This window comes from Streptomyces spiramenti (assembly GCF_012034385.1).
In the GTDB taxonomy this organism is placed as follows: Bacteria; Actinomycetota; Actinomycetes; order Streptomycetales; family Streptomycetaceae; genus Streptomyces; species Streptomyces spiramenti.
In genome coordinates this window covers 1-10,786 of the sequence record NZ_JAAVJB010000185.1, presented here as the reverse complement: position 1 = coordinate 10,786, position 10,786 = coordinate 1, and the positions used below count along the sequence as shown (strand labels likewise).

At 73.4% G+C, this 10,786-nt stretch carries 8 protein-coding genes; 6 read left to right on the top strand and 2 right to left on the bottom strand.

Going from position 1 to position 10,786, the window contains the following annotated elements; all coding sequences use genetic code 11:
• Positions 1–250: 250 nt before the first annotated feature.
• Entirely contained in the window at positions 251–2,644 is a 2,394-nt protein-coding gene (locus tag HCJ92_RS18570) for a HelD family protein (RefSeq protein WP_245240991.1), read from the top strand.
• A 388-nt stretch (positions 2,645–3,032) separates the two neighbouring features.
• Here the strand turns inward: HCJ92_RS18570 and HCJ92_RS18565 are convergent, their stop codons facing one another.
• Entirely contained in the window at positions 3,033–3,353 is a 321-nt protein-coding gene (locus HCJ92_RS18565) for a WhiB family transcriptional regulator (protein ID WP_167934746.1), read from the bottom strand.
• 727 nt (positions 3,354–4,080) lie between these two features.
• On the opposite strand from HCJ92_RS18565, the gene HCJ92_RS18560 reads away from it, so the two are divergent.
• A complete protein-coding gene (locus HCJ92_RS18560; protein WP_167934745.1) occupies positions 4,081–5,493 on the top strand; it encodes an NAD-dependent malic enzyme in 1,413 nt (470 codons plus the stop codon).
• A 437-nt stretch (positions 5,494–5,930) separates the two neighbouring features.
• Entirely contained in the window at positions 5,931–6,212 is a 282-nt protein-coding gene (locus HCJ92_RS18555; RefSeq protein ID WP_167934744.1) for an HU family DNA-binding protein, read from the top strand.
• A gap of 133 nt (positions 6,213–6,345) precedes the next feature.
• Here the strand turns inward: HCJ92_RS18555 and murA are convergent, their stop codons facing one another.
• Complete coding sequence (murA, locus tag HCJ92_RS18550) at positions 6,346–7,674, bottom strand: UDP-N-acetylglucosamine 1-carboxyvinyltransferase (protein ID WP_167934743.1); 1,329 nt, start codon at positions 7,672–7,674, stop codon at positions 6,346–6,348.
• Positions 7,675–7,958: 284 nt separating this feature from the next.
• Here murA and HCJ92_RS18545 point away from each other — a divergent pair, with 284 nt between their 5' ends.
• The 3 genes from HCJ92_RS18545 to HCJ92_RS18535 all read left to right on the top strand — a co-directional run bounded on the left by HCJ92_RS18545 (position 7,959) and on the right by HCJ92_RS18535 (position 10,761).
• The gene (locus HCJ92_RS18545) at positions 7,959–8,522 is read left to right on the top strand and encodes a YqgE/AlgH family protein (protein WP_167934742.1); all 564 of its coding nucleotides are present in this window, start codon (positions 7,959–7,961) and stop codon (positions 8,520–8,522) included.
• 11 nt (positions 8,523–8,533) lie between these two features.
• Positions 8,534–8,824 carry a DUF3039 domain-containing protein gene (locus HCJ92_RS18540; protein ID WP_167934741.1) on the top strand — a complete coding sequence of 97 codons (291 nt, stop codon included), beginning with the start codon at positions 8,534–8,536 and terminating at the stop codon, positions 8,822–8,824.
• Positions 8,825–9,015: 191 nt separating this feature from the next.
• On the top strand, positions 9,016–10,761 hold the full coding sequence (locus tag HCJ92_RS18535) for a beta-N-acetylhexosaminidase (RefSeq protein ID WP_167934740.1): 1,746 nt from the start codon (positions 9,016–9,018) through the stop codon (positions 10,759–10,761).
• Positions 10,762–10,786: the final 25 nt, after the last annotated feature.

Below are 10,786 nucleotides of genomic sequence, written 5' to 3'. Positions count from 1 at the left end.
CTTCCTGGGGGGTGGAACAGGTCGCGGTGATGACGCCATGTCCGGCGACCCGGCTGGTGGCCTCCGGAGCATGGCCGCCGAGGCGCCCCCGCCGCCCCGCCCGGCCGCCGCGGGAAGGCCGTCCTGCCACCGCCGAATGGCCGGAAACGGCGAACGGCCGCCGACGCCACCGGTGCGCGGCGAACTCGGCCCGTCGCCGTGGGTGTACGGTTGGCCGCTGCCCGAAGGACCGCGCGAAAGGGGCAGGGGCTTGGACGTCCGGGAGCGGGAGATCCGCGGCGAACAGGGTCACCTGGACGCCGTCTACCGGAGACTCGAGGAGAAGATCCACGAGGCGGAGTTCCTCGTGAACGACGCCGCCGAGCGCGTTCAGGTCGGGACCCCCGGGGCGCTCGCCGAACGGGACGCCCTGGTCTACCGTGCCGGTCGGCACCTCAACCGCCTCAACAGCGAGTTCGAGGACTTCCTCTTCGGCCGCATCGACCTCCTCCGGGGCAAGGACGGCGTCCGGGGCCCCGACGGCGCCCAGACCTCCGTCGAACCCTCCGACGACGCGGTGCGCGAGGAGGGGGACGGCGCGGTCGCCGACATCGCCGAGACCCTCCACATCGGCCGGATGGGCGTCCTCGACACCGAGTACGTGCCGCTGGTCATCGACTGGCGCGCTCCCGCCGCGGCGCCCTTCTACCGCGCCACCCCCGTGACGCCGGGGCGGGTCGTGCGCCGCCGCGTCATCCGCAGCAAGGGGCGGCGCGTCATCGGGGTCGAGGACGACCTGCTGCGCCCGCGGCTGCGCGCCCTGCTCGGCGGCGAGGAGCTCCCCGTGGTCGGTGACGGCGCGCTGATGGCGTCGCTCGGCCGCGCCCGGGGCCACGCGATGCGTGACATCGTCGCCTCCATCCAGGCCGAGCAGGACGAGGTGATCCGCGCCCCCGCCGCCGCCGTCACCGAGGTCTTCGGCGGGCCCGGCACCGGCAAGACCGCCGTCGCCCTCCACCGCGCCGCCTACCTCCTCTACAAGGACCGGCGGCGCTACGCCGGCGGCATCCTCGTCGTCAGCCCCACGCCGCTCCTCGTCTCCTACACCGAGGGCGTGCTCCCCTCCCTCGGCGAGGAGGGCCAGGTCGCCATCCGCGCGCTGGGGGGCCTCGTCGAAGGGGCGTCCGCGGACTCCTACGACGAGCCGGCGGTCGCCCGCGTCAAGGGCTCCGCCCGGATGGCGCGCGTCCTGGCGCGCGCCGCGCGCGGTGCCCTGCAACGGGACGGCCAACCGCAGCAGCTCTCCGTCGTCGCGCTCGGCCGCCGCCTCACCGTGGGTCCTGAGCGGCTGGCCGAGCTCCGGCAGGCCGTGCTGGGCGGCACCGCACCGGTCAACCTGCTGCGGCCCCGCGCACGGCGGCTGCTGATCGACGCGCTGTGGGAGGTCGCCGGCGGCGCACGCGGCTACGAGGACCCCCGGATGCGTGCCGAGGCACGGGAGGCCTTCGGCGAGGACGTCGCCGACGAGACCGACTTCACCGAATTCCTCGACGCCTGGTGGCCGGAGGTCACCCCGATGGACGCGCTGCGGGCCATGGCCGACGAGCGCAGACTCGGCCGCTGGGCACGCCGCGTCGTCCCCCAGGGCGACATCCGGAGGCTGTCGCGTTCCCTGCGTCGCGTCACCGCCGACGGCCGGGGGCTGTCCGTGCACGACGTCGCCCTTCTCGACGAACTGCGCACCCTGCTGGGCACCCCCGCGCGACCCAAGCCGCCCACCGAGGAGGCGCTGCTCGCGGAGCTCGGCGTCGCCGAGGTCACCACCTACGCCGACCGCTCCGCACGCGCCTCCCGGCCGATCGAGGACGAGGGCGACCGCACCGACTACGCCCACGTCATCGTGGACGAGGCCCAGGACCTGACCCCCATGCAGTGGCGGATGGTGGGGCGTCGCGGCCGACGTGCCACCTGGACGATCGTCGGCGATCCGGCGCAGAGCTCCTGGAGCGACCCGGAGGAGGCTGCGGCAGAGCGGTCAGCCGTGCTCGGCACCCGTCCGCGCCGCCCGTTCGAACTGACCGTCAACTACCGCAACCCCTCGGAGGTCGCCGAGGTGGCCGACCGGGTGCTCGCGCTCGCGATGCCTTCGGCGAGCCCGCCGCGCGCCGTGCGCTCGACCGGTCTGGTGCCTCGCTACCGGGTCTGGCCCGGCGCGCGGGCCGCCGGAGCGGAGCGGGCGGGCGAGGCCGAGCGGACGGGCGGCGCGGAGCGACCCGCCGCTCCGGGCGGGCCCGGCGCGGGCGCCGGTCTCGCGACGGTGGTGCGCGAGGAGACCGAACGCCTGCTCGCCGAGGTCGAGGGGACCGTCGGGGTGATCGTCGCGATGGGACGCCGCGCGGAGGCCGCCCGGTGGATCGCCGACCTGGGGGACCGGGCCGTGACGCTCGGCAGCCTGGAGGCGAAGGGCCTGGAGTACGACGCCACGCTGGTGGTGCGCCCCGCGGAGATCGCCGACGAGTCGCCGGCCGGGCTCCGGGTGCTGTACGTCGCGCTCACCCGCGCCACGCAGCGGCTCACCGTGGTCGCCGGCCCGGGTGACGAACCGGACGCCGAGGGCGTGCCCTCGCTCCTGGCGGGTCTGGGCGAACTGGCCGACCTGGGCTGACCGGCCGACCCGGCCAGGCCGCCCCGCGACGGGGCCGGTCGGCGCGGGGTGGGGGGCGTAGGCGGAACGGATCCGCGACGTGCGATGAAACTGCGGCGGGTCTTTGTTACCGTGGTGGAGGCACCGGCCCGATCCATGCCCCCGGGCCCAACCATCGTCGCTACGAGCGACCACTTGCCGCGAGGCGAGCTGGCGGGTCGGTGCCACCTTCTTCTTCCGGTCGCCGGGATCGCTTGCTGCGATCCGACACGACCGGCCGACGGCGTCGCGCCCGCGGTTGTGCGGGACGCGGCGCCGTCGGCGTGTCCGTCCACCGTCTCCACCTCTCCGGGTGGCACTCGCCGGCCGCGGGTCGGGCGGTCGGCGGCCCCGTGCGGTGGGCCCTCGCTCAGGCTGCCTCAGATGTTCGTTCGTCCTCCTCCGGGCGCATCGCGCGCTCGTACTCCGTCTTGGCGGTCTCCAGCAGCATGCGCCACGACGTGACGGTCGGGCGGCGGCGCAGCAGGGCCCGCCGTTCCCGCTCGGTCATGCCGCCCCAGACGCCGAACTCCATTCGGCTGTCCAGTGCTTCGGCCAGACACTCCGTCCGGACGGGGCATCCCGTGCAGACCGCTTTGGCGCGGTTCTGCGCGGCTCCCTGGACGAACAGTTCGTCCGGATCGGTGGTGCGGCAGGCCGCCTTGGTGTTCCAGTCCGTTACCCAGCTCATGCCGGTGCCGTCCTCTCCCGAATCGAGGCTCCCCCACGGCGGCAAGTGGCATATTCACCCTTGCCGGTCGAGGACGTTACGGAAGGTAGGGGGACCGCGACACCCCCACTGGGTGCAATCTCAAATGACTCAGAGGGACTACTCGCGGCGCGGATGTCACCTGATGGAGTGATAAGGCGGGCGCTCACGTGAGTGAGTGATGGGGTTGAATCCGGCTAATCGGTCATCATCGGCCACATGCTCCGCTCTTCGTACTTCACTCCAAAGGGTGAGTGGTTTCTTGACGTTGGCGTCAGCTAGCGGGTAGTAGGCGATAGGTGATCGGCTTACGCCACCCGCTCCTGCGCGGCGTGCGCCCCGGGGTGCACGGCCCATGGGGTGGTGGGGTCTGCGAGGCGCGCGCCGGAACGGGCGTGCCCGGTCGGCCGCGGTGCGGTGCGCGCCGGCACCCTGCGGTCCGCGGCCCCCGCGTCGTCGTCCCCGCCGCGGTCCCGGGGGAGCCGCCCGCTCTCGGTGAGGGGGTTCTCCTCGGCGCGTCGTTCGGGGGAGTGCGGCGGGGTGAGCCGTCCGGGCGGTGTCGTCGCGGGCCCGCGCCGGTGGCCCACCCCTCTCTCGCAGCGCGGAAAGATACTTTCATCACAGGGGGGCGGTTACCGCGTACCAGTCGGTAGGTGGGACCATTCCGGAGCAGTACCCGGAACCACAGGGAAGAACGAAGGAAGTCGGCATGGCAACGGCCCCCAGCGTCTCGTACTCGATGACCGTCCGGCTGGAGGTCCCGGCCAGCGGCACGGCGGTCAGCCAGCTCACCACCGTGGTGGAGTCGTCCGGTGGCCACGTCACCGGCCTCGACGTCACCGCCTCGGGCCACGAGAAGCTGCGGATCGACGTCACGATCGCGGCCAACTCCACCGACCACTCCGACGAGATCGTGCGCAAGCTGCGCGAGATCGAAGGGGTGACGCTGGGCAAGGTCTCCGACCGGACCTTCCTGATGCACCTCGGCGGCAAGATCGAGATGAGCTCCAAGCACCCGATCCGCAACCGTGACGACCTCTCCATGGTCTACACGCCCGGTGTCGCCCGCGTCTGCACCCAGATCGCGGCCAACCCCGAGGACGCGCGTCGCCTGACCATCAAGCGGAACAGCGTCGCGGTGGTCACCGACGGCTCGGCCGTCCTCGGTCTCGGCAACATCGGCCCGCAGGCCGCCCTCCCCGTCATGGAGGGCAAGGCGGCGCTGTTCAAGCGCTTCGCCGGCATCGACGCCTGGCCGATCTGCCTGGACACCCAGGACACCGACACCATCGTCGAGGTCGTCAAGGCCATCGCCCCCGGTTTCGCGGGCATCAACCTGGAGGACATCTCCGCCCCCCGCTGCTTCGAGATCGAGGCGCGGCTGCGTGAGGCCCTGGACATCCCGGTCTTCCACGACGACCAGCACGGCACCGCCATCGTCGTCCTCGCCGCGCTCCACAACGCGCTGCGCGTGGTGGAGAAGGACCTCGGCGACGTCCGCGTCGTGATGTCCGGCGCGGGCGCCGCCGGCACCGCGATCCTGCGGCTCCTGCTGGCCGCGGGCGTCGAGCACGCGGTCGTGGCCGACATCCACGGTGTCGTCCACTCCGGTCGCGCCGACCTCGCGGACGCCGACGCCGACACCCCGCTGCGCTGGATCGCCGACCACACCAACCCCGACAACATGACGGGGACGCTGAAGGAGGCCGTGGTCGGGGCCGACGTCTTCATCGGCGTCTCGGCCCCCGACGTCCTCGACGCCTCGGACGTCGCGGCGATGGCCGAGGGCGCGGTGGTCTTCGCGTTGGCCAACCCCGACCCCGAGGTCGACCCGGCCGAGGCCCGCCGCACCGCGGCCGTGGTCGCGACGGGCCGGTCGGACTTCCCGAACCAGATCAACAACGTGCTGGTCTTCCCGGGGGTCTTCCGCGGTCTGCTCGACGCCCAGTCGCGCACCGTGGACGAGTCGATGATGCTGGCCGCCGCCCGCGCGCTGGCCGACGTCGTGCTCGCCGACGAGCTCAACGCCAACTACGTGATCCCCAGCGTCTTCAACGAGAAGGTCTCCGGCGCGGTCGCCGGTGCGGTCAGCCAGGCCGCCCAGCAGTCCCAGGGCGACTGAGCCAGACCTCCCGCGGGCCCGGGCTCCCGGTGCCCGCGGGAGGCCCCACGGGGCGCCCCCGGGCGTCCCGTACGCCCCGCCGACCGTCCGTCGCCCGCCGCGTCCCCGGTGCCACGGGCGCCGCGGGTGTCACGTCCCCGTGCGCCCGGCTCACGTCCGTCGGTGGGGCGCGCGGGTGCCGGTGAGCGCCGGTGGCCGGTGGTGGCTCTTCTCACGGCGGCGCGTCGGGTTGCCCGTCGCCCACGGCCGCCCTTTAGGGTTACTCGCAGGCCAGAGACAGCGCCGGATTGGCCATAGCGCCCCAGCTGGGGGCAGGATGCGTACCTGGGCGCGAGGGTTCACGAAACTTGACCCGGGTCCAGGAATGTCCGAGGACCCTGGCAGCATCGGCTTCGATCTCACGCCTCATCGGCAAGAAGAACACGGGAGTACGAACTATGAACCGCAGTGAGCTGGTAGCCGCTCTGTCCGAGCGCGCCGAGGTGACCCGGAAGGACGCCGACGCCGTTCTGGCAGCGCTGGCCGAGGTGACCGGTGAGGTCGTCGCGAAGGGCGAGGAGAAGGTCACCGTCCCCGGTTTCCTGACCTTCGAGCGCACCCACCGTGCCGCCCGTACCGCGCGCAACCCGCAGACCGGTGAGCCCATCAAGATCCCGGCCGGCTACAGCGTCAAGGTCTCCGCGGGCTCCAAGCTCAAGGAAGCCGCCAAGGGCAAGTAAGCCGCCCGCGCCGACGCGACACACGCGTCACGGCGCCCGCAGGCGAACCGAGAGGGGGGGCCGTCCGATCCGGACGGCCGCCCCTCTCGGCGTTCCCGGCCCGCCCCGTCGCCACGGGGCGGGCCGGGGTGGTTCAGGAGGCGCGAGGCCGCTCCACGCGCGCGCCGAGGCTGACGAGCTTCTCCTCGAAGTTCTCGTAGCCGCGGTTGATCAGGTCGATGCCGTGCACCCGGGAGGTGCCCTGTGCCGCCAGTGCCGCGATCAGGTAGGAGAAGCCGCCGCGCAGGTCGGGGATGACCAGGTCGGCCGCCTCCAGCTTGGTCGGGCCCGAAACCACTGCGGAGTGCAGGAAGTTGCGCTGACCGAACCGGCAGGGGGTCCCGCCCAGGCACTCGCGGTACAGCTGGATGTGGCCACCCATCTGATTGAGCGCCGAGGTGAACCCGAGCCGCGACTCGTACACCGTCTCGTGCACGATCGACAGCCCGGACGCCTGGGTGAGCGCCACGACCAGCGGCTGCTGCCAGTCGGTCTGGAACCCGGGGTGCACGTCCGTCTCCAGGGCGATGGCCTTCAGCGGCCCGCCGGGGTGCCAGAAGCGGATGCCGTCCTCGTCGACCTCGAACTCCCCGCCGACCTTGCGGAAGGTGTTGAGGAAGGTCATCATCTCCCGCTGGCTGGCGCCGCGGACGTAGACGCTGCCGCCGGTCGCCAGCGCCGCCGAGGCCCAGGACGCCGCCTCCAGGCGGTCCGGGAGCGCGCGGTGGGTGTAGCCGTTGAGACGGTCGACACCGGTGACACGGATGGTGCGGTCGGTGTCCACCGAGATGATCGCGCCCATCTTCTGGAGCACGCAGATGAGATCCTCGATCTCCGGCTCCACCGCGGCGTTGGAGAGCTCGGTGACACCCTCGGCCAGCACCGCGGTCAGCAGCACCTGCTCCGTCGACCCCACCGAGGGGTAGGGGAGCTGGATCTTGCAACCGCGCAGCCGCTGGGGCGCCGTGAGGTACTGGCCGTCCTCGCGCTTGTCGATCGTGGCGCCGAACTTCCGCAGCACGTCGAAGTGGAAGTCGACAGGCCGCCCGCCGATGTCGCACCCGCCGAGCCCGGGGATGAAGGCGTGGCCGAGCCGGTGCAGCAGCGGGCCGCAGAGCAGGATCGGGATGCGGGAGGACCCCGCGTGGGCGTCGATGTCCGTGACGTTGGCGCGTTCCACCCGTGAGGGGTCCATCACCAGCTCGCCCGGCTCCTCGCCGCTGTGCACGGTCACCCCGTGCAGCTGGAGCAGTCCACGCACCACGCGGACGTCGCGGATGTCGGGCACGTTGCGCAGGCGACTGGGGGCACTCCCGAGGAGCGCGGCGACCATTGCCTTGGGTACCAGGTTCTTGGCGCCGCGGACCCGGATCTCACCCGAGATCGGGGTGCCTCCGTGCACAAGCAGAACGTCGTCGGTCATGGAACTCGCGATCTGGGCAGACGAATACGGACAGGTGGCCGTATCCGATGGTACGGGTGAGCGAGCCGTCCTCCCGCCCCCCGCGCGCACCGGGCGGCGGTAACCGGACCCCGTTCGGGGCGTCCGCGGCACGGGGGCGCACCACGTGCCCGGTCGCGCTCGCGACGTGCCGGTGGACGCACCGCGCGCGGGCGCCCGTCCGCCGGGCGCACGCTCCTTCCGGGGCCGTCGACGGTACCGCCCGCGGCTTCCCGGGGGCCACCCCCGTGCGGAATCATGAGGCCATGGCAGAGCCCACGCCGACCACCGCCACCGGCCGCCTGCTGGTGGCGGCCACGGCCCTCACCGACCCCACGTTCCGCCGATCCGTCGTGCTGGTCGCCCAGCACGACCAGGAAGGGGCCGTGGGCGTGGTGCTCAACAGCCCCGGCGAGACACCGGTCGCCGACATCCTGGAGAAGTGGGCGCCGCTCGCCGGTGACCCGCCCGTCGCCTTCTTCGGGGGCCCGGTCGCCCTCGACGCCGTTCTCGCCGTCGGCGTGGTCCCGCGCGGTGAGCCGGAGGGGTGGCGGCGCGTCCGCGGCTCCGTCGGCATCGTCGATCTCGACACGCCCCCCGCCGTCCTCGCCGACGCGGTCCGCGGGGTGCGGGTCTTCGTCGGGTACGCCGGCTGGGGCGCGGGCCAGCTGGAGGAGGAGATCGACGAGGGATCGTGGCACGTCGTGGACGCCGAACCCGGCGACCTCCTCACCGACCGCCCCGGTTCGCTCTGGCGGGCCGTGCTCCGCCGCCAGGGCGGAAACCTCGCAATGCTGGCCACATATCCGGATGACGCGTCGCTCAATTAGGCTTGGTGACCATGAGCACTCTCGAGCCCGAGCGCGGGGCGGGCACCGGCACCCTGGTCGAGCCGACCCCGCAGACCACGCACGGCGATGGCGACCACGAGCGCTACGCGCACTACGTGCAGAAGGACAAGATCATGGCCAGCGCGCTCGACGGCAGTCCCGTCGTCGCGCTCTGCGGCAAGGTGTGGGTACCCGGCAGGGACCCGAAGAAGTACCCGGTCTGTCCCATGTGCAAGGAGATCTACGAGTCGATGAGCTCCTTCGGCAAGGGCAAGGACGGCAAGGGCGACGGCAAGAAGTAGCCGCTCCCGGTGAGCGGGGCCCGCGCCCCGCTCCCGCCCCGGGTGCCCGCCCGCAGCGGCGGGCACGCCGAGCCGTCCACGGGCGTCGTGCGGCCCCTGCCGCCGTCCGCCGCCGAGTAGTCGTCGGCCGCCCGTTGCGTGCGACGCAACGGGCGTTGCGTCGTGCGCTCGCACACGGCACGGTGGCCCGCATGACGTCGCCCCGAACCGAGAATGCCCCGCACCCCCTGCCGGGACTGCTCCCCGCCCCGCGCGCCCAGCGCGCCACCGGGGGCACCCTCACCCTCGACGACGCGACCGTGCTGGACGCGGGTGAGGGCACGGGTGTCGCCGCCCGCCTGCTGCGGGCCGAGCTGAGCGCCGCCACAGGGCTGCCGCTCCCGCCGCCCGGCACGGGGACCCCGACCACCGCCATCCGGCTGCGGGTGGACCCCGCGGTCGGCGGCCCCGAGGACTACACCCTCGTCGTCACGCCGCACGAGGCCGTCGTCACCGGGGGCGCGAGCGCGGGCGTGCAGCACGGCGGCCACACCCTGCGCCAGCTGCTCGGATCGCCCGCCTACCGGCGCGCCCCCCTGCCCGGGGCGCGGTGGTGGCTGCCCACCGTCGAGATCGAGGACGGCCCCCGCTTCGCCTGGCGCGGGTTCATGCTCGACGTCTCCCGGCACTTCATGCCGAAGGACGGCGTCCTGCGTTACCTCGACCTGCTGGCCGCGCACAAGATGAACGTCTTCCACCTCCACCTCACCGACGACCAGGGCTGGCGGGTGGAGATCCGGTCGAAGCCGCGACTGACGGAGCAGGGCGCCTGGCGCCCCCGCAGCCGGTTCGGCCACCGGGACTCCCCGCTCTGGGACGAGCAGCCGCACGGCGGCTTCTACACCCAGGACGACCTCCGGGAGATCGTGGCCTACGCCGCGGACCGGCACATCACCGTCGTCCCCGAGGTCGACATCCCCGGCCACTCGCAGGCCACCATCGCGGCCTACCCCGAGCTCGGCGTCCCCGACGTCCCCGACGGGACGGGCACCGAGGTCTGGACCGACTGGGGCATCAGCCCCCGGGTGCTCTTCCCCGGCGAGGAGACCGTCCGCTTCTTCGAGGACGTCTTCTCCGAGCTGCTGGAGGTCTTCCCCGGCGAGTTCATCCACCTCGGGGGCGACGAGTGCCCCCGCGACCAGTGGGAGCGGTCGCCCGCCGCCGCCGCGCGCGCCGCCGAGCTGGGACTGGACGGGGTGGCCGACCTCCAGCCCTGGTTCATCGCGCACTTCTCCCGCTGGCTGGCCGACCGGGGCCGCCGCCTCATCGGCTGGGACGAGATCCTGGAGAGCGCGCCCGAGCACGCCGGCGGACCCTTCCGGCCCGCCGACCCGGACGACCCCGCCGCCGCCGCGGTGGCCGCGGGGCTCGCGCCCGGTGCCGCCGTCTGCTCCTGGCGCGGGTACGCCGGCGGCCTCGCCGCGGCGCGGGCCGGTCACGACGTGGTGATGTGCCCGGAGCAGCAGGTCTACCTCGACTACCGCCAGGCCGAGGGCGACGAGCCGTTCCCCATCGCCTACGTCCGCACCCTGCACGACGTCTACCGCTTCGAGCCGCTCCCGCCGGAACTGGCCGGAACCGACGCCGAGCGCCATGTCCTGGGGGCCCAGGCGAACCTGTGGACCGAGGTCGTCCGCGACCGCCGCCGAGCCGACTACCAGGCGTTCCCCCGGCTCTGCGCCTTCGCCGAGGTGGTGTGGTCGCAGCTGCCGCCGCCCGCCGAACGGGACACCGCGGAGCTCGACCGCCGGATGGCGCACCACTACCCCCGCCTCGACGCGCTCGGCGTCGAGTACCGGCCACCCGGCGGCCCCCTCCCCTGGCAGCGCGCCCACCTCCCGGAGGGGACGACCGGCTCGCTGGGCCGCCCGCGCGAGGGCGCGCCCCCCGCCGGCTGAACCCGGCCCGCGCGGACCGCCGAGC